The sequence below is a fragment of the Mycoplasma sp. CSL7503-lung genome, assembly GCF_025515455.1.
In the GTDB taxonomy this organism is placed as follows: Bacteria; Bacillota_I; Bacilli_A; order Mycoplasmatales; family Metamycoplasmataceae; genus Mycoplasmopsis.
In genome coordinates, this window is record NZ_JAOPHP010000007.1 from 1 (window position 1) to 21,566 (window position 21,566).

16 protein-coding genes are annotated in these 21,566 nt (G+C 26.1%); 11 read left to right on the forward strand and 5 right to left on the reverse strand.

Features of this window, described 5'->3' with window-relative positions; all coding sequences use genetic code 4:
• Positions 1–121: 121 nt before the first annotated feature.
• From N9R85_RS01440 to N9R85_RS01450, 3 genes are read right to left on the reverse strand one after another with little or no spacing between them, the layout of a single operon-like run.
• Positions 122–1,090: an MSC_0624 family F1-like ATPase-associated membrane protein gene (locus tag N9R85_RS01440; RefSeq protein ID WP_262858273.1), complete on the reverse strand. Its 969-nt coding sequence runs from the start codon at positions 1,088–1,090 to the stop codon at positions 122–124.
• The gene (gene mip, locus N9R85_RS01445; protein WP_205852597.1) at positions 1,083–4,079 is read right to left on the reverse strand and encodes an Ig-specific serine endopeptidase MIP; all 2,997 of its coding nucleotides are present in this window, start codon (positions 4,077–4,079) and stop codon (positions 1,083–1,085) included. The genes N9R85_RS01440 and mip overlap by 8 nt, the downstream gene beginning before the upstream one ends.
• A 9-nt stretch (positions 4,080–4,088) precedes the next feature.
• Positions 4,089–6,446, reverse strand: a complete 2,358-nt coding sequence (locus N9R85_RS01450) for a putative immunoglobulin-blocking virulence protein (RefSeq protein WP_262858274.1) — start codon at positions 6,444–6,446, stop codon at positions 4,089–4,091.
• Positions 6,447–7,145: 699 nt separating this feature from the next.
• On the opposite strand from N9R85_RS01450, the gene secG reads away from it, so the two are divergent.
• The 11 genes from secG (at position 7,146) to N9R85_RS01505 (ending at position 19,200) form a co-directional block, all read left to right on the forward strand.
• A complete protein-coding gene (gene secG, locus N9R85_RS01455) occupies positions 7,146–7,379 on the forward strand; it encodes a preprotein translocase subunit SecG (protein ID WP_205851731.1) in 234 nt (77 codons plus the stop codon).
• Positions 7,380–7,383: 4 nt separating this feature from the next.
• Complete coding sequence (rnr, locus tag N9R85_RS01460) at positions 7,384–9,603, forward strand: ribonuclease R (RefSeq protein ID WP_262858275.1); 2,220 nt, start codon at positions 7,384–7,386, stop codon at positions 9,601–9,603.
• A complete protein-coding gene (locus N9R85_RS01465; RefSeq protein ID WP_241006853.1) occupies positions 9,551–10,366 on the forward strand; it encodes a tRNA1(Val) (adenine(37)-N6)-methyltransferase in 816 nt (271 codons plus the stop codon). The genes rnr and N9R85_RS01465 overlap by 53 nt, the downstream gene beginning before the upstream one ends.
• Position 10,367: 1 nt before the next feature.
• Positions 10,368–11,912: a methionine--tRNA ligase gene (gene metG / locus N9R85_RS01470; RefSeq protein WP_262858276.1), complete on the forward strand. Its 1,545-nt coding sequence runs from the start codon at positions 10,368–10,370 to the stop codon at positions 11,910–11,912.
• Between the two features lie 11 nt (positions 11,913–11,923).
• Positions 11,924–12,208 carry an antibiotic biosynthesis monooxygenase gene (locus N9R85_RS01475; RefSeq protein ID WP_205851727.1) on the forward strand — a complete coding sequence of 95 codons (285 nt, stop codon included), beginning with the start codon at positions 11,924–11,926 and terminating at the stop codon, positions 12,206–12,208.
• Positions 12,209–12,315: 107 nt separating this feature from the next.
• On the forward strand, positions 12,316–13,158 hold the full coding sequence (locus tag N9R85_RS01480; protein WP_205851725.1) for an RluA family pseudouridine synthase: 843 nt from the start codon (positions 12,316–12,318) through the stop codon (positions 13,156–13,158).
• Between the two features lie 7 nt (positions 13,159–13,165).
• Entirely contained in the window at positions 13,166–13,468 is a 303-nt protein-coding gene (locus N9R85_RS01485; RefSeq protein ID WP_308699347.1) for a glutamyl-tRNA amidotransferase, read from the forward strand.
• Entirely contained in the window at positions 13,468–14,784 is a 1,317-nt protein-coding gene (locus N9R85_RS01490) for an amidase family protein (RefSeq protein ID WP_262858277.1), read from the forward strand. The genes N9R85_RS01485 and N9R85_RS01490 overlap by 1 nt, the downstream gene beginning before the upstream one ends.
• Positions 14,785–16,212, forward strand: a complete 1,428-nt coding sequence (gatB, locus tag N9R85_RS01495) for an Asp-tRNA(Asn)/Glu-tRNA(Gln) amidotransferase subunit GatB (RefSeq protein WP_262858278.1) — start codon at positions 14,785–14,787, stop codon at positions 16,210–16,212. It begins immediately after the preceding gene.
• Positions 16,193–17,314: a YihY/virulence factor BrkB family protein gene (locus N9R85_RS01500; protein WP_262858279.1), complete on the forward strand. Its 1,122-nt coding sequence runs from the start codon at positions 16,193–16,195 to the stop codon at positions 17,312–17,314. The genes gatB and N9R85_RS01500 overlap by 20 nt, the downstream gene beginning before the upstream one ends.
• A gap of 209 nt (positions 17,315–17,523) precedes the next feature.
• Positions 17,524–19,200: a hypothetical protein gene (locus N9R85_RS01505; RefSeq protein ID WP_262858280.1), complete on the forward strand. Its 1,677-nt coding sequence runs from the start codon at positions 17,524–17,526 to the stop codon at positions 19,198–19,200.
• Positions 19,201–19,326: 126 nt separating this feature from the next.
• Here N9R85_RS01505 and N9R85_RS01510 read toward each other — a convergent pair whose 3' ends face one another.
• Complete coding sequence (locus N9R85_RS01510) at positions 19,327–21,285, reverse strand: hypothetical protein (RefSeq protein ID WP_262858281.1); 1,959 nt, start codon at positions 21,283–21,285, stop codon at positions 19,327–19,329.
• A 2-nt stretch (positions 21,286–21,287) separates the two neighbouring features.
• Positions 21,288–21,563 carry a hypothetical protein gene (locus tag N9R85_RS01515; RefSeq protein WP_205851713.1) on the reverse strand — a complete coding sequence of 92 codons (276 nt, stop codon included), beginning with the start codon at positions 21,561–21,563 and terminating at the stop codon, positions 21,288–21,290.
• Between the last annotated feature and the right edge of the window lie 3 nt (positions 21,564–21,566).

Consider the following 21,566-nt stretch of genomic DNA (forward strand, 5'->3'; position numbering starts at 1 on the left):
ATTTTTTGTTGTATAATTCATATGGTTCCTCGGTTCATGTGGGGCCATTTTTTTTATTAAAAAATTTCAAGTGCTCCACAATTATATTTTATATAAATTGTGTTGCACTTGAAATTACAATTTAGCATAATGTTATTGATAACATATATTTATCCTTGTTATTATGAGTTAAAAGATTTTTTTCAGATAATCTTGATAAACTTCTAATATTTGAACCTACAATTAAAAAACCAAAAGCTATAAATAATGCAATTATAATAATTAAATTTGTTGCCTTTTTAACTGTAAATAATGATTCAATACTTTCTCATGTTTGATTATCTTTAAACATTAATATCTGTTTTGTGAAACTTCTTATTTCCGTTTCACCTGAAACATTATTTTTTAATTCTATACTTCCAGCATCAACTGGTGCAGGATTAATTCACGCTTGTGCAATTGCTATAATCGCCACAACTAATAAAAATTGTGAAATTATTTGTATTATAAAACTAATAACAGATGAATAAAGTAATGGTTCTGATTTTCTCTTATAAATATAGTTATATACTTCAAATGAAATATTGATAACTAATAATGGTATCAATAGAAAAGTTAATGATAAAATTTCATTTCACTGATAAGGTACTTTTTGAACATAAGTCCCCTCTTCTGTTTCAATTGGATTATTTCAATATGTATAGAAAAACATTAACGCAACAGATGCTATTGATAATAATAAATAAGATATATAGAAAAATATATAATGCTTAATTTTTTCTTTTTGCTTGCTAATGTTCTTATAATTTTTAAATATCGAGAATAAAAATACAAAGAATAACGTACTAAAACGTATTAATATAACCGCATTTCCTTCTCTATACTGATCGTCAAACTTAAACAAATTAACTCAACCATCACCATCGTTACCTATATAAACTTCAGGAAATATAGAAGCTTTTGCCATGAATAGCATAACAAGAATACTTGTTGCAAAAAACAATATCAAAATACTCTTGTAAAATAAACTTCATTTACTTCTTGAATCAGAGGTTAAGTGAGATTTGTAATCTGAATAAATTCTTTTATTTTCAAATGTAGTATTATTCATTTTTTCCTTCCTCTTTTTCTAAATCTGTTGATTTAATAAAGCCATTAGTTTCCTTAAATTCAAACCCTTTAGGAATATTATCAAAACCATTTTTAAATAAATGAGTATTTTTGATCTCTCCTTTTTCAAATAACTTTTTCATAGCTTCACGATAAGAATTCTTTTGATCCTTACCACCGCCATAAATTAAATCATATTGAGGTAATGTATATTTTCCAAACATTCCTCCGTAATCGAACCCTTCAGATCTAAATGCGGCTGCTAAACCAGTATTTGAACTAGCGTTTGTGGCATGATAAATAGCAACTACTTCATTATTTTGGGTTCTTAAACTCGAACCACTAGCCCCAACACCAGGAGTAAATCAACGTGGCAGATATTCTAAACCGAAATTAATATATTTTTTATTGTCATCGGTAGAAACATATATATTTTTCTTAGGATCAGGTTTATCACCAACTAAAGGAGCGGCTAAAAACGCATCGGTCAATCCTGGTTTATACGCAAATGACCTAAATCCAATATTGTAAGATAAGAAATTACCTCTTTTAAGTAATTCAGGATTTCCTTGCGGTCCATCTTCAGTTGCTTGTAAATCATAAAATTTATGGTCCGCATTTGTTCAAAGAGAATGACTTCACTCAGCTCTAGCGCGTTGATCATCGTCTATATATGGCTTTAAGAAATAATCTTGAAACCCGCTGCTAATTGATTTAGGATAACCTAACGCAAATATTTGATCTAATTTACTTCAATCGTAATTTCCTTTTGTAGCAAGTGGGAATTCAATTTTTTTATAATTTTTTAAATAAGATTCTGATTTAAATTTTGTTTTGTCTTTTTCTTCTCAATTTGCATAATCATTAGTGACTCACTTAGCAAAATTTTGTGGAGTAATAGACGAAGGCTGAAACGAACCTGTGCCACTAACTCTATTATTTTGTATTTTTCCAAAATCAATTTCAATTACTGCAAAATCTAAAAATTCTTCCGCATCTTTAAATATTTCTTTTTGAGTAGAAGTTATAAATTCACTTGGAGAACTTTTAAGATAATCTCTACCATCAAAAACTCTTCTAACTGTTTCGGGATTCATGGTGAATTGAGTAAAAGTTCCGTTTTCTACTTCCATTTCCATTAATTTAAAGTTATTTAAAATACCATTATTATCACCGTTCAATCTTGTTAAGCCGATACCAGAAAACATTCTTTTATTTTTAGCAATACTATCTGCAACATGTAAATTTGTACCAAAATAAAATTTAGTTGGATATTGACCATTAACAGGCTCTTCATAATCCATAATTCACATTGTTCCTGAAGGTGATGTACCTGTATTTCCTAAACTATCTAAATTATAAAAAGAATTAGAGTTATCGATTGTTTCATTTAAAAGTTTCTTTGTCTCTTCTCTAACTTTTAAATTATTAACTTTCTCTTTATAAAAATTTCTTTCTTCGTTTAAATATTTTTTATAAAGATCGCTAGCATGGGTATCTGTTGTTTCTTTGGCTATAATATCCCAAATTTGTGATTCGTAAGGCTCTAAATAATATTGTTGACCTTCAGCGTCGTTTATTAATTTTAAATATTTATCTTTAGTGGTTTGATCTTTAATATTATTAGCAAAATTAGATAAATGATCAACAAATTTTAAATTTCTTTGAATTTCAACTCTTTCACTTTCTAATTCCGTAATACTTTGATTGCTAAAAGTAACGGAATATGTTTGTTTGGCAAGATTTAAATAATTTTCATTTGTTATTCTTCTTCCTAATCCGCCAATTTGAAAAGTGCTTCTACCACCTAAAGCATCGGCTCAAGTGGGTCCCATCGGAATTAATCTTTCGGTATTCAAACTAAATCCTTCAAAACTTCCATCAGACTTATATTTGGGTATAGAAAACCCTTTTAAAGCAGAAGATTCGTAAGAACTTAATCCAACTTTTTCAGCTTCTTTATTATACTTAGCTATTTCTTCGTCTGTTACGTTTTTTGCATCTTTACGAAGTTCTTTTCAATCATTTAATCTTAGTTGTTCTTTTAAAACATTTATATATTTTGAATCATCAGCGTTAAATCTTTCTTTTTGATTCATTAAAACATATTGTTCGTCTGGTGTTTTAAGTCTTTCAGTAGAACTAGTTAAAATAGTTCCATCATCGTCTAAACCTTGAGAATTACTTTTAAAACCAGAAATTTTATACGACTCAGTATATTGTTGATTTTCATTGAATTTATTTTGAAAAACTATACTTAATAATAACTCGCCTTTTTGATTAGCTTGCGCTAGACTATCTTCTGGTCTAGCATTAGTAATAAATGAGTTTAAAAACCATGAATATTTTGGTTTTATTTTCGCAACCCATGTTGAAATATTTTTTATAAAAGTCGTTGGTAAAACTTCGCTTTTTATATGTCCTTGTTGAGGCGTAAAAGAAGGAGTTGTATTAAGTAATTCAAAAACCGAAACTTCTTTAAAACCATTAGAATCAACTAACTTACTAAACTCTTTAGTTGCTTTTTCTTTTTCGGCGTCAGTTATTTGTCCTTGATTTTTTATATCTAAATCAATTTCTTTAATTATATCAACTAAATTTTCCTTATTACTCTCGCTAGTAATTCTTGCTTCATAATTTTTTAAATTTCTCAAATTTGATAACTTATCAAGTGCATAAGTTTTAATTTGTTCAATACCTTTGTTTTTTAAAGAATTATTTTTTAATTCTCTCGCTTCAGATAATATTTGATCAACAACTGTATTCTTATTAGCGGTTTCTAAACGAGTATTTAATTCTTGCTTCTTATTAGAATCAATATTTAAAAAATCATCATTTAATATATCTCTAACTTCTTGTTTTTTGTGTTCAGAATTATTATTGATTCCATTATTTTTTGAATTATTATCTGTGCTACATGATATCGCAATAGGTAATATTGATATACTAGCAAAACTTAAAAATATTTTTTTCTTACTAATAAAATTCATAATTGCCTCCTATGTAAAATTAAGTTCATCACCTTCTTCAAATTCTTCTACATCAAAACCGTAATTTCTAAGTGATTGAATAGTTTGTATATTACCTTTTCTAACTCTTATGGTTTTATTTAAGGTTTTTGCTAACTCAAAGAATTTTGAAATGCTTTGAACACCATTACTTGTCAATTGTCCAGCATCATCAATAAAAAGATATTTTGTTTCATCTCCATTGCTAAAAGTAATTTTAGGCTCTTGAACACCGGGTATTTTTGGTATAAAGTTTTCAAAACCGGAATCATTTAAGTCTATTAATTTCAATTTATAATTTTGACCAGTATTAGCAAAATTTGCTCTTTGTATTTTTCTACTTCCGTTTTGAGGTTTGATAATATCTTTAAAAACCAATCCTCTTAAAGTTCTAACGCTTGGTGCTCTACCAAAATCTAATCCCATAGGATAACCATTACCACTTTCATTATTATCAGGATTTAAACCTGGACCCATGCTTTGGAATATAGCTTCATTATTTCTAGCTCAGTAAGCACGTCTTAAACCATCATTAATTCTCTTAAATCTATTTGTAGGATCGTCATCAGCATACGATTTATTAATATCACTTTCCTCAAAAGCTAAAGTATCAAATCTTATTCTTGTAATGATATATGCATCACTTGGATACTCGCTACTTACATTATAATCAAGAGTATTAACTCACGCAGTTTCTTTAAGTGCTCAAGGATTTAGACTTCAACTATCTAAAAGTGAGTTACCATCTGTGTATAACGATAATTCTTTAATCTTTTTATTTTCTAAAGCAATTAACGATGAAGTATTTGTTGCTCTAGCATCAAAGAATAACTCTAATTGCCTTAATTCTTCAGGTAATGCAAGAAGTATTTCTTTGAAGTTTTGAGCAGCATTGGCTTTACCCATATGCTTAATTCTATATGAAGTAATATTTACTTTTCTGTCAGTAAGTTCTTTAACTAATGTCTTTGTACGCTCATAAGCATTACTTTTAGATGCATCAATTTCGACTACATATCCATCATTAACATAATCTCCATCAGTTTTAGGTTGGCCGTTTCTTGTCATTCTAAAAACATCAAGTCCATTTATATTTGATATATGTAAATCTTTAAAATTAGGATCTTGATCAGGGTTTATTTTAGTTTTAGTTCACCCTGGATAAGTTCCACTATTAATATCATCGGCACTACGACCCCAAGGAGTATCATAGTCAAAAGCACGTTTTTGACTATTATTTCTCTCTCTTTCTGCGATAACACCGTTAAATTCTTTAGGTCCGCTTCAACTACTTGAAGTTCACTCACCTCTTTCATTTAAGTAAACATTTCTAGGATCTAAAACTTTACCTTCTCTCAAAAATCTTTCACCCTCAGGCGCAAGTTTTGTAAACTTAGAAAAATCTAAATTTTTAATAATTCATAATTTACGATGTAAATCACTTCTAAATTGCATTGTTGGATATTGAGCTTGTGCTTCTGGAGTTAAAAACTTTTGAAAATCACCGTGCTCAATTAAAACTTGAAAAGTATAATAATCTCTTCGTCAATTTCAATTATTTAATTCATTTTTAATTAAAAATGAATGTAAATTAGTTTCTGTCATTTTACCTTTGTCGACCAAATCTAAAACTTGTAACGCCATACCAATAGTAGAATATTCATGATCACGAATAGTGCGGGCGGCAGCGGCAGCATTATCGGTAACTTTTTTTCTAAGTTCTTCTGTTGGTTCAATGCTAATTAATTCGCCTGTTATATTAGCTAAATATTCTTCTCTATTTGCTATTTTATTTTCAACATCATATGATGATACAACACGCTTTTTAAAGTTTTTTAATTTAGCTTTAACCCTAACTCCTTCGATAGTAATATAAGCATCAGCAACGCCAGGAGTAGGATCCGGAACAACTTCAGGTTGTGGTTCCGGTTTTGGTTGTGGCGTAGGAGCGGGCGGCTCTATAGGTTTAGGAATCCGCTTTGGTTTTTCAATCGGCTTCGGAATAGGTTTTTCAATAATTTTTGGTTTTTCAATCGGTTTTTCAGGTTGTTTTTCAATAATTATTGGTTTCTTTTCTTCTTCTTTAGGTTTTGGTATCACCGGTTCTTCTTTTGGTTGAGGTTTAACTCGTAAATTTAAATCAACATTTGAATTTAATATCTTATCATTATCAAGTTCTAATTGATCTTTATTAATTAAATTCGGTTTACTTTCTTTATTTACAAATTCAAATGGATTATCATTGTCTTTTGAAAAATTGTAAATTAAAGAAGCTACACCACTACTAGAAGCTATAGTAGAAGCTACAACAAGTAGCGTCACTATTTTTTTTCTTTTTGCAAAGTGCATTAACACCTCCTTAGTTTTATATATATTTATATATATATATATATATTAATAAGACACGTACATTATAGCACTTTAAAAGTTAATCAAAAAAATTGGAACAAAAATATAAAAAACTTTTTCGCCTACGGTATAGGGTTAAAATAAAATTTATAAATATTTTTTATAATATTTTTTTAATTAATTTTTAGTTATTGAGTATTAATAGAAAAAAACAAATAGCTATGTGGACATTTTCTGCTAATGTCATTTAGCAGGATATTAGGTTTAATTTAATTTACATTTACAATTAAAAAACATTTTATAGACTAAATTAAAAATATAATGCTATAAAAAATATAGAAATATATTGATAACATTAATAGACAAGATTTTGAATAAATGTGTTTAGTTCTAAATAATATAAACATTAGAAATATATAAATAATTTACAAAATATTATATAAGCGTTCTCTTTTTTAGGTCTAAGCAACATCCGAAACCATATTCTTTTAAACAAATTAAAAAGTATTTATGTTTTTTTAAACCATAACATGGACACAAAATAAAAATTAATATTTGATTTATTTTCTTAAAAAAATAATTGAAAAATATCTTATACAGATAAATATTTAAATTTTTAATTTAAAAAAAGTAATTAACTAAATTAAAAAAAATTAATTATGTTATACTTTAAATAAAGTGTAAATTTAAGGAGTAAAGATGACAATTTTAACAGTAGTATTAATATTATGTAGTTTTATAATTATTCTTATTTCCTTTGCTATGTCTCCTGATTCAAATGGTTTTTCAGGAGCACTAGTAGGTTCTGGCGATTTAGAATTGTTCAAAAACTCAAAAGAAAGGGGAATTAAGAAGGTTTTAAAATATTCAATGATGTTTTTTGGATTTGTTTTATTTGCTTCTGCAATAATACTTAAAGCCATCTTAAGTTAAATAAATGGATATAGAAAAAGTTGTATCATATATACAAAGCGAAAAGTCAAGGAGTTTTTTAAGTATTGCCAAACATTTTAGAATACTCCCTAAAGATAATCATAAATTAACAAAAATATTATCTCAATTACAAAAAGAATATAAAATTTTCAAAAATAATAATGATGAATATTATGCACCAATTTTAGTTGATATTATAGAGGGTGTATTAAACGTAAACAATAAAGGACAATTTGGTTTTGTTGACTATAATATCGATGAGGTAAAAAACACCAAAGATAGCGTTTATATTAGAAACTTTAACTTTAATAGCGCATTACATAATGACAAAGTTAAAGTGAAGGTTTTTAAAAATCCAAAAGATGATAAGTCGGACTTAACTAGTGGTGTAGTAGTCGAAATAATCGAACGTGGAAATGATGAAATAGTTGGTTTTATAAAACTAAAAAATAATACTAATTATTTTGTTCCAGTCGAAGCTAAAATGAAAACTTTAACATGAACTATAATACCTAATTTAATTCCTATTAAACTTAACGATTTGGTAGTTGCTAAAATTTTAAAATACGATTCTAAAAACGTTTTAATCGAAATAACTAAAGTTATAACTAACGAAGCTGATCCAATGGTTTATGTTAAATCATACCTAGAACAAATTAAAGCGCCAAATAGTTTTCCTGAAATTTTAGACAATGAAATTGATAATATCCCCGAAACAATCGAAAGTGAAGATTTAAGTAGAAGAGTTGATTTAACCGATAAAATGATTGTTACAATCGATGGTGACGAAACAAAAGACTTTGATGATGCTATTTACGTTAAAAAATTAGAAAATGGTAACTACTTTTTAGGGGTATATATCGCTGATGTTTCCCATTATGTAAAAGAAGGTACAGAAATTGATAGCGAAGCTTTAAAACGTGGCACAAGCATTTATTTAGTCGATAGAGTTATACCTATGTTACCTTTCGGCCTTTCAAACGGTATTTGTTCATTGAACCCAAACGAAAAAAGATTTGTTATAGCTTGTGAAATGGAAATTGATAAATATGGAAATAACGTTAAAGTAGATATTTTTGAAGGTATTATTGAAAGTAAATTTAGATTAACTTATAAACAAGTTGATAAATTTTTCAATGAGAATAAACTAGTTTTTACTCAAGAACCTAAAAATGATGTTGATAAGCTAAAATTAATGTTAAATGATGCAAAAGAACTAAGTTTGGTTTTACATGATTTTAAGATAAAACAGGGTTATGTTGATTTTGAAATTGTGGAACCAAAAATAAAATTAGATAACGAAGGAAGAGTTAGTCATATCTTAATTAATGAGCGTGGGTTTTCAGAAGTTTTAATAGAAGACTTTATGGTTAGAGCAAACGAAACTGTAGCAAAATATTTATACGATAATAAATTACCTGTTTTATATCGTATTCACGAATTACCTGACCAGGAGAAAATTACAAATTTAAAAAACACTTTAGAAGCAATAGGAATCAAATCTGAAAACTTAAATTTCAATAAATTATCACCTAAAAGTTTTTCTAAAATCGTAGAAAAAATAAAAGAACATAGAAATGATGATTTTATTAAATTAATGTTCTTGAGAACAATGCAAAAAGCAATTTATTCTCCCGAAAATATAGGTCATTTTGGTTTAGCATCAGAATATTATTGTCACTTTACAAGTCCGATACGTAGATATCCAGATTTAGTAATCCATAGAGTTATTAGAAACTTTCTTATTGATAAAAAAGAAGATAAGATTGATGAATACAGAAGTAAAATAATAAGTTATGGAGATTTAAATACTAAATCAGAACAAAAAGCAGTTCAAATCGAAAGAAATGTTAATGATTTAAAATTTGCAGAATTTTTGAAAAATCAAATTGGAAAAAAATATAAAGTTCAAATTTTAAGTATTTTAAATTTTGGTTTTTTTGTTGAATTTGACTTTAAAGCTAGTGGTTTAGTTCATAAAACTTCGTTAATTGACGATTTATATGAAGCAAATGACACATTGACAAAACTTATAGGTACAAAAACTAAGAAAACATTTACAATTGGTGATTATGTTGAAGTTGTTATTCTTGGGGTAGATTTGGTAGAAGGGAAAGTTGATTGTTGTTTAGCTTCTTTATATCCTGAATTTATAGCAAAAAAGGAAAAAGATGAGCAATTTAGAAGAAACCATGAAACTAACAGACGCTTTAAAAAATCGTAATATCATAAAAAATTCTCTTGGGTTTGATTCAAATTTATATGTTTACCAAGATAAAGACATGTTTAATTATTCAGTAGATACAATCTTGTTAGGGAATTTTATTACTTTAAATCAAAAAATAAGTAGAACATTAGAAATAGGAGCGAACAATGGTGCTTTATCCATTTTCGTTGCTTCTAGAAGTTCTAAACTTAAAATTGATGCAGTAGAAATCCAAAAAGAAGCATATGAATTAGCAAAATTTAATATTAAATTTAACAATTTAGACTCACAAATTAATGTAATAAATGAAGATTTTAACATTTTTTGAAAGGACCACACAAAAAACGTTAAACCAAAATATCAAGTTATTTTTTGTAACCCCCCTTTTTATTCTTTTGATAAAACTAAAATTAAAAAAGATTGAAATGAAGCTAAATTAATAGCAACTCATGAAGTAAAACTAAATTTAGAACAACTATTCCAAGGTTGTTCTAAAATAATTGAACAAAAAGGATATTTAACAATTGTTCTCCCTATAGAACGTTCAATTGACGCTTTTACCTTAATGAGAAAGTATAATTTCGAACCTAAAAGAGTTCAATATGTATTTACAAGATCTAGTGAAAAACCTAAATTTGCATTGATAGAGGCTAGATTTCAGTCTGGTTGAGGTACACATTTTTTACCTAACTTGTATTTGCACGCTGATAACGATAAACTAAACCACGATTATTTACCTGAAATAAAAAATATTTATAAACCTATTAAAATTAAGGAATAATATGAAAAAGAGATTTTATATAACTACACCTATTTATTATGCTAGCGGAAATTTACATATTGGTCATTTGTACACAACCGCACTAACTTGAGTTATTGCAAATTATAAAAAGTTAGATGGTTATGATGTAAGAATGTTGACCGGTTCCGATGAACATGGATTAAAAATACAACAAAAAGCCGAAGAAAAAGGGGTAAAACCACAAGAGTTCGTTGATGAACTAGCATTAAAATTTCAACAGATGTGAAAAGATTTTCGCATTGAATATGATTATTACTCAAGAACAACTTCACAATACCACAAAAAAACAATACAAGATATTTTTAGTTATTTTCTAAAAAAAGAATTTGTATATAAAGGAAAATATCAAGGTCTATACTCTATTCCTGATGAAGAGTTTTTAACCGAAACTCAAGCAATTAAAAAAAATGGTAAATTTTATCACCCAACTTCAGACCACGAACTTACTTTAGTATCTGAAGAAAGTTACTTTTTTAAAATGAATTTATTTCAAGATTGACTAGTTGATTATATAAATAAAAATAAAGAATTTTTAGCTCCGAAAAAAATTGAAAACGAAATGATTAATAATTTTATTTCAAAAGGGCTTGAAGATTTATCGATAACAAGAGCCAAAATTGATTGAGGAATTAAAATTAATGAAGATCCTTCACATACTGTTTACGTTTGGCTAGATGCTCTTGCTAATTATATTACAGCACTAGGGTTTGATATTAACGGTAATCACAAAGATGATTTTAAATATTTTTGAGAAGATGATAATGCAGAAGTTGTTCACTTAATAGGGAAAGAAATATCTCGTTTTCATATGATTTATTGACCTATTTTCTTAAAAGCATTAAATTTAAAATTACCTTCAAAAATACAATCGCACGGATGGATAATTACCCCTACTGGTAAAATGTCAAAATCTAAAAACAACATTATAGACCCATATAAATTATTAGAAAAATACGATCCTGAAATTATAAAATATTTCTTTGTTAGTCAAAGCGCACTTGGTGATGACATTGTTTTCGATGAAGAAAGATTCGTTAATACAATTAATGCTGAATTAATTAATACTTATGGAAATTTGATTGCACGTACTTTAAAAATGAAAAGCAATTCTTTTTCTAACCCGATAAAATATGCAAAAACTACTTATCAAGAAGATTTAGATATCGAAAATGATATAATAAATTCAATTAAAGAATATAAAAATAACTTTGATGAGTTTAGAATAAATAAAGCTTTTCAAATTGCAAACGAGCTTGGAAACCAATTAAACAAATATATTGATTTAACTAAACCATGAACTATTACAAATTTAGATCGCCTAGAACAAATTTTAGTTAGATTATTAAACGGAATATACGCACTTTCTACATACTATTCGGTTGTTTTACCAAATAAAGTATCAGAAGTTGCGACGGCACTAGATTTAAAAGAATTTAAATTAGATGAAGTTAAAGACTTTACTAAATTTAATGACAAAAAATTAACTGAATCGTTCATTCTATACAAACGTTTAAAATTTAATTAAGGAGAATAATTATGATATATGCACAAGCAACAATTTACACAATTGATCCTGAAAAATTAAAAGGTTTTATTGATTATTTATATGTTTTTACACAAAAAACAAGAATGAAAGAAAAAAACCTTTCTTATGAATACGGATTAATGACAGAAGAAAAAATATTAGTAATACAAAGATGATCTACGAAACAAGATTATGAAGACTTCATTAATATTGAAGAATTTGCAAAAGAATTAAAAATGCTTAAAAAAATGTCTAAAAATGTAAAAAATTTATACCAAATTGAATTGACAAGATAAGAATTTTATACTAGTAAGATAACTCTATTTATTAATGGCGTTATCTTATTTTATACAACATTAAACTATAATTAATGTATAATTAATAATTATAATAAGGAGAATAAATGTTTGAAATTTTAGCCACCAAAAACGACTCTGGTAGAACTATTTATAAGTTAATTGCCAAGTATTTAACCAATTTGCCTAAAAGCAAATTGGAAAGTCTATTTCGTAAAAAAGATATTAAAATAAACGGGAAAAGAATAAACGAAAAAAGTTTAATAGTTCAAGAAAATGACCAAATAGTAATTTACGGAATTTTTGATAAAAAAGAAAAAAAAGAAGTTTTTAAAGTAGAACAAAATTTTAATATCATCTACGAAGACGAAAATATATTAATAGTAGATAAAAAAATAGGAGTTGAAGTTCACGGGCCTGATAATTCCTTAGATAATCAAGTTTTATCTTATTTGAAATTTAAACAAATAGATAGTTTTAAACCAAGCCATGTTGGTAGATTAGATAAAGAAACAAGTGGGTTGATAATTTATGGTAAAAATTACCACACAGTTAAACAATTAAATGATAAAATTTCTAATTTTGATAAAAAATATATGTTTAAAAGTGATTTTAATGAACAATACAAAGAGGTTGAACTTTATTTCTTAAAAGATTATTCGACAGGAAAAATGAAAGTTTCACCAAAAGAAAAAGAAAATTCTAAGTATTCTAAAACAATACTTTATGTTGAGAAGAATAAAAAAATTGCTCAAATTTTAACTGGTCGCAAACATCAAATTAGACTTACACTTAAGTTTTTAGGTAAACCTATTTATGGTGATATAAAATACGGTGGTAAAAAAGCAGATAGATTAATGTTACATTCTTATTACTTAAAACTACAGAATTTAAATGGTGATTTAAAATATTTAAATGGTTTTGAATTTTACTCATTACCAAAATGATAGGAGTATAATGATTATAAATAAGGAAAAAATTAAAGAAATAGTAAGTTCGCTAATGTTTAACCCTAGTGAGGAAGTTTTAAATAATATAATTAAAAATTGAAATGAGTTAGAAAATGATTTAAAAAATCTTGATAAATTAAATTTGGATAATATAAAACCGCTTTCACACATAAACGAGGAATACAAAATAGATTTATTGAGAGAAGATGAATTTGATAATGAATTTAAATCAATTGATAAAAATCAAATTTTATCAAACGCAAAAACTTCTGACCAGGACTATGTAACAATTACAAAGGTGGTTAAATAATGAAAAGAGTTATTAAAAACAAAGGTAATTTACAACTTGCATTAAACAATTTAAAAAACGACAAAAATAACGCCGTTGCTTTTGTATATGATAAAATCGAAAATAAAAATGTTGGATTATTTAAAGATGTTGTCGTTACAATAAAAGATAATTATGCTACAAATGATGCGCCAACAAGCGCTTCTAGTTTGATATTAGAAAAATTTAATACACATTATAACGCTACAGTTATTGATAAATTTATTCAACAAGGAGCTTTAATACCTGCAAAATTACATTTGGATGAATTAGCACTTGGTGGTACAGGTACACATAGTGCTTACGGTATAGTAAAAAACAAATTTGATTCTAGCAGATTATCCGGAGGTTCTTCTTCAGGTTCTATAGCTACTTTTGACAAAAACATTTCAATAGCTTTAGCTAGCGATACAGGTGATAGTGTTAGATTACCGGCAAGTTATAACGGTGCAGTAGGTTTTAAACCTTCTTATGGTGCAATTAGCAGATACGGTTTATTTGCTTACGCTTCTTCACTAGATACAGTAGCATATTTTACACATAATGTTAACGACGCAATTGTAACTTCGCAAATTTTATTCGGAAAAGATAAATATGACATGACTAGTTTAGATATCGAGATTAAAGAAGTTATTAAGACAAAACCTAAAAAGATTGCTTTATTAAACTTTTCAAAATTTTCAGAAGATTATGTTAATGTTTCGGTTGAAAAACTTCATAAAAACTTAAAAAAGGAAGGTGTTGATGTAGATGTTATTGAACCTAATTTGGATATTTTAAATGCAATTAAACCAGTCTACAAAGTAATTTCTTTTTCAGAAGCTAGTTCTAATTTAGCGAACTTAAATGGTATCGCTTTTGGCTCTAGAGTAGAAGGAGATTCTTGGGAAGAAGTTATTAAAAACACAAGAAGTAGTAAATTTGGGAAAATGGTTCAAGAAAGGTTATCACTTGGTAGTTATTTTCTTTATTCAGAAAATATCGAAGAAATATTTGTTAAAGCCCAAAAGGCTCGTCGTGTGATAAAAGATTACATGAACGATTTACATGAAAAATATGATGCTGTTATATTTCAAGCTTTTGGAGGTGTTGCGCCTAGCTTTGATCAAAATAGTAAATATGGTGTTTTAGAATTTATTTTAACCGCGGCAAATTTAGGTGGATATCCTTCGATTACAATTCCGTTTGATAAACACAAAAATTTACCTTATAACTTGACAATAGAATCTAAAATATATTCAGATGCAAAGCTTTTAGGGATTGCAGAATATTTTGAAGAATTATTAGGAGGGAAATAAATGAAAAATTTTGAAGTCATTATAGGTATAGAAATTCATATTGAGCTTAAAACAAAGACAAAAATGTTTTCTCCTGCATTAATAGATTTTAATACCGAACCAAACACATACGCAAACCAAATAGACTTAGCATATCCGGGAACTTTACCACTAGTTAATAAACAAGCTGTTAAATATGGTATCGCCCTAGCGAAAGCTTTAAAAATGAAAATAGACGACGAATTACATTTTGATCGTAAAAACTATTTTTATCCGGATTTACCAAAAGGATATCAAATTACTCAATTTTTCCGTCCAATTGGATCAAACGGTTCTTTAGAAATTAAATTACCAAACGGAGAAAAAAAAGAAATTAAAATTGAAAGAATCCATCTTGAAGAAGATACTGCAAGACAACACCACAACACCGATAGTACACAATTAGATTACAACCGTGCCGGAGTGCCTTTGATTGAGATAGTTACTTACCCGGTTATTAGAAGTGCTGACGAAGCAGCTGCATACGTTGATATGATCAAAAAAACAGTACTAGCATTGGGTATTTCAGAAGGTAAATTGGAACAAGGTTCATTACGTGCCGATATAAACATTTCATTGCGACCATATGGTGTAAACATTTTTGGTACTAAAGTAGAAATTAAAAATATGAACTCACTTTCAAATATCAAAAAAGCAATCGAAAACGAAATTGAAACACAGTCAAAACAATTACTTACTGGGGAAAAAATTCTTCAACAAACCAAAAGATTTGATGAAAAAACAAATTCAAATATAGTTATGAGAACGAAAACGGGTACAGTTGAATACAAATACTTCCCAGACCCTAATATACCATATATTAAACTTTCAAGCAATTTTATAAATTCGATAAAAATAAATGAACTACCACACCAAAAAGAACAAAGATATTTAGATAGTAAAATTCAACAAATTTATGTAGATAGTTTGATTGATGATATTGATTTGGCTAATTATTTTGACTCTATCGAATATTTAGATAAAAATAAATTATCAAAAATATTTTTTGCAGAAGTAGTATCTTTGGCGAATACTAAATCAGTCAAAGCTTATGAATTAAATATAAAACCAGAACACATAAAACAAGCAATAGAACTTTTAGATCAAGAAATTATTTCAAGTAAATCATTAAAGAAATTAATACCGCTTTTAGTTAATTATAACGATAAAATTGATATTTTACTTGAAAAGCACAACTTAAAACAAATAACAGATCAAAACCTAATTGATCAAATAATAATTAATATAGTTGATAAAAACCAAAAAATTACAGATGAATACATAACAAGACCCGAAAAAGTTCTTAAATTCATTCTTGGTATGTTAATGAAAGAAACTAACGGACAAGTTAATCCTCAATTATCTAACCAAAGAGCACTTAAAGTATTAGATGAAAAATACAAAAATTAACTATAAAAAACTCTCAAAATTAAGAGGGAAAAACTCTATAATAAGAGCTTTTTATTTGAATATAATTCAACCAAGTAAATTTATTATTTTTTCAATAATATATGAAAAAATAATAAAGTATATTATTAGCTTTTTCGCTTTCATTCTCATTAGAACAAATAATATTGAAAAAAAAGATACTAGAACTAAAGTAGTTCACAAAGTATATGAAAATTTTTCAACTCAGAATTTTACATTTATATGATTATCAATTACTTTTTATCTTCTCATTTCTGTGGTTCCAATTATTTATATAATTAACTTTTTAAATTTGACGATCACCGATAATATTTCAACTTTAACAAATCATGTTGAAGTGTTAACCAAAGAATACAACACTAACAATACAAGTATTTTTCAAGGCTTATTTAACAATATAATTTTTAATAAATTTATTCCTGGTGGACAACAATATTTTAATAACAACGAAGGTGTTGAAGTTATTGACGATTCATTTAGTAAATTATATTCTTTAATACCTGGTTCTTTTATTGCTATACCTTCGCTTTACATTTCTGCGGGCGGATATGGAAAAATAATTACAGCTTATAATTATATGTTTTCTCACGATAAAGTAGGAACTTATTGAGGAAATAAACTAAAAGGATTGTTTTTAGTTTTCGCAATTTCTATATTACTATTTATATTTAGTAATATTTATATATTAATATATGCCTCAATGATTAAAAATGGATTAAGTAAAACTCATTGAATTTTAGATGTATTTTACTTATTCTTTTCGCTAGTTTTCTTCTTAGTGTCTTTTTTAGTTTTATTTAGATTAACACCTTCTTTTAAATTAAATTTTAAATCTATTTGAAGAGGAGCAATAATATCCACAATTCCAACGTTTGGATTATTAATAATATATACATATTTAAATAAAGTTATTTCATACTCTAAATTTGGGTCTGCTGTAGGTTTCTTTTTTACTGTTGGATTTTTTATAAACTGATTTTCTTATTTTATGTTTTTAGGTATAACATTTAATGAAGCTTACTATAAAAATTATATTAGCACTCGTACAATACCTAAAAAAGTATATTTTTGATTGATGATTTAAATTATTAAGCAATTATTCCTATTTATTAAACAAGATATTTTTTATTTTAACTCTACATCTTGATAGGTCCAGAACTCAAAAAATAACTAAAATTTAAATAAAAAAATATATAATAATATTGTTTAGTTATCAATCTAATAAATAATAAAATTATTATTTATTTTTTATTTAAAACTAAATAATTTCCACAAATAATACAAGGAGAAAAAATGAAATTTAAAACAAAATGATTTAAAGGATTAGTTTTAGTCTTACCTTTTGCAGCGGCAGCTATCACCGTTGGTACTGTTCTAGGTTTAAAAAACAATGAAGAATCACCTGAAAAAGTTGCATATATAAAAGTCATAAATGAAGCGACCGAATTTTTAAATTCCACACCAGATCAAGGTTTCTCAAACATTAAAGAAAAATTAAAATCTAAAGTCGAAGAGGCTAAAAAAATAATTCAATTAGATAATAAAACTCTTGAAGAATTAAAAAATGAAACTCAAAAATTGATAGCATCATTTAATGAAGCGAAAGATAATAAAGAAAAAGTTTTGGTTTCCAACGCAAGAAAACAACTTAAATCAAAACTAGACGAGATTAAGAAATATCTAGATTCTTTAGATGATACAAAATATCCAACAATAAAACAAGAATTACAAAATAAATATAATGAATCTGACAAAATACAAAAACAAGATAATCATCCTAAAGAAACATATAGAAACGAAACAAGAAATATCGAAAACGCCTTAAACAAGGCTAAATCAGACGTAAGAACTAAAGATGAAGAAATAAGAATAGAAGAGGAAAACAAAAAAGCTATTCAATCACTTAAAGAAGAAATAACACAAATTAAATCAAAGATAAACGAACAAAATAATAATTTAAATGATAGATATAAAACACAAAAAGATAAAGTTAGCGCAAAACTTTTAACATTCAATAATGATGATACGCAAACAAGAAATCAATTAGAGGCAACAAAAACAAAAATAATCTCATTCGAAAGTGAATTTAATAATTTTGAAAGAGATACAAAAATTTTAGATGAAGTTATTAATTCGCATCAAGAACTAAGAAATGTGAATAACGATGAAATCTCTAAAAAATTAACAGAATTAAACGAAGTAGCAATTAAAAATCTTGAAAAAGTTAAAGATAGCAAATTTATAAAAAGTAACGATGAAAATAAATCTAAAAATACATTTTTCAATTGAGAGTTAGGGGCTAACAATTCTACTTTTGAAAAAAATACAGATAAAGATAGATATACAAATTTCTTAACAACTGAAATTAACGAAGAAGAAAAAGAATCTATTAAAAACAAATTATTAGATACAACTGGACTTAAAAATATGTTTGCTGTATTACTAGGATATGAGGAAAATTATAATGATTTATTTATAAATAACTCATATATAATTGATAAAAATAATTTAAATAACAAAAATTATGATAATTTTAAACACTTTGAAGGAAATGACAATGGTAAAATTGGTTTACACCCAAGATTACTGGAAAATTGATTAATTTTTAATTGGGATAAAGATCAAAATAACACCCACTATGGTGATACTGTTGATAAAATAAATGATAAAGTTGAACAATTATTTACAGAGTTAGAAAAAATTGATAATGTAGAAACATTTAAAGAAAACGAATTTACTGAACTATCAAAAAGAATAAATGATTTTAGCCCTTTAATTAAAAATGCAATGACAGACGATAAGAGAGCGAAAGCAAAAGAATATTCAGAAGCTTATTTATCTTCATATTTAAATTTAGCCATAATAAAATATGAAATGAAAAAATATATTGCTAAAGAAATAGAAAAAGTAAATAAAAGCATAAGTGTTGTTGAAAAGATAAACAACTTCTTGGAAGATTCAAATAAATAATAACTATTAAAATAACATTAATTTAGATGTTATTTTTTAATATAATAGAATTTAAAATATGATTGAGCATAAAAAACACCAAAAAGTTGTTAAATTTGGTGTTTTTTTGCTTTAGTATAATTAAATTTATTTTACATTCGCTATTCTAACAAATGCTGGATCAATTATAAATTGTCCTTGATTTATTTTTTCTTTTGTTATTTCGTAGTCATTAAAATTAACGTTATCTAAACTCGAAGCTGTTTTTGTATCTTGAAATAATGAATAAATATCATAAGCTTTTCATTCTTCGTTAGATTCTTGAACTTCTAATCAATAAGTTTTTTCTCTTTGAGTTGAGTCTGTTTTACTTGGTTTTGTACCTAAAATAATTTGGGTTTTATTTTCTAATAAGAATAATATTTTAGCAAATATTTCATTTAATGAAAACTGAGTTGATTTAGCTATATTAGCTTCTTCTCTAACAAAATTAATTATTTTATCAATATCTTCTTTATGATCTTGTCTAAATTTTGTTAAGAATTGTTCGTCTTTTTCTGGTAGGTTTAATTTATCTATATATGCTCTAGAAGTTTGAATTCTTTCAACTTCTTCTATTTCTTCTTCGAATTTTTTAAGCTTAACCTCTGCTTCAACGATTCTAGCTTCATTTTCTTTAATTAATCTCGAATTTAATGAAGAAGATTTTGGATTAGTACTCATTTGTGCTCTTAATGTATTATTAAGGTTAACATATTTATTAATTCTATTACGCAATTCATTAATACTATCAGAACTATATTTATAAATTATTAAATATAAATGTGATTCTATAAATTCAATAGGATTTTTTAAGAATTCTTCATTTTGTTGAGCATCTAATTCTATTTGTTTGTCAGGTTGATCTTTTTCAAAAGTGAATATTTGGAATTCAAATGATTTCTCTTTGTTAATTCTGTCTATACCTTGTAATAAGTGGGTAGGACCAAAACCTAAAGAAATACCATTTGATAAACTATCTAAAGAATCTACTTTAAAATTAGAATAATTAGTAATGAAGTTTTTAAAAAGTTCTTTAAGTAATTCTGAACCACGTTTATTTTGTGAATTTAAGAATAAATTTAAATTATTACCAGTTATTTTTTCAAATACGTTTCTAGGAATAGCGTCTTCTACTATTTGTGGCGAAATTGAGACATTAAATTTATAAGAAGATGAGTCATGTGATAATATTGGATTTCCGATTTTTAAATATTCTTCTGCGGAAGTTTCGTTTTTACTTGATTCTTTTGATAAAACATCATAAGTTGCAAACGGAGTGTCTTTTATAAAAGCATTAACAATTCATTTAACATCAGCTTCCGTAACAACATTTTTAATATTAGTTAAATCAAAATAAAAGAAATTATCTAATGCTATTAAACGTTTTTGGATTTCTTTTTCTTTATCAACTAATATACCTGTATCTCTTTTATCATTAAAAATATATCTTTTAATTCTAAATAAATCTTTATGTGTTTGATTAGGTTCAAGTTCTTTATACTCTTGTATTTCATTAGTTAATTCACTAATTGTAGTTTTTAAGGCTTCTAAATTATTAAAATTAGTTCCTAATAATTCTTCTACATATTTAAGACGATCTCAAACATATTGACCATCTGAATCTGTGTTTGGATATGCATCTTTTTCTTTCTTTATTTTTTCTTTTACAGCATCAAATTGATTTTTATAATCATTAATTTTATTTGTATTAATTTTTATTGAACTATAGTCTAATTCATAAAAGTCATTAAATAATTTGTTTAAATGTTGATTATCAACACTTACAATATTCGGGAGTGCAACATCTACGTTTGAAAACGTATAAATAAGTTTTTTAGTTTCTATAATATCTTTTACAAATTCTTTTTGTTTGTAAGCTTCATCTTTTTTAAAATATCCATCTTTAGGATTAAAAGTAACGTTGTTAAATAAATTATTTTTTACAAATTTATCTGAAAATTTTACTGAATTATCGCTATCATAAAAACATGATACAGCACTAAGAGGTGCAAGTGTACTAAGCACAATTCCACCCATTAAAAATTTTATTTTCTTAAATTTCATAATTATGAAAACATATCAACGTATTTTCAAGATTTATATCCAGCATACGAAATGATAGATCCAATCCCGAAGACTACAACTGAAAATGCTAACCCCCCTATTGAATATGATTTGATAAATTTATATGTATCGGTTATTTTTTGATCTAATGTTACTTTTTCAGACAAGTTTAATACAAATTCTAAATTGCTAATTAATATTGATAAAGATACTATTCCAATAAAAGCAATTAAAGTTACAATTGATCATATAATAATTTTTGTTTTATATTTTCCCATAAT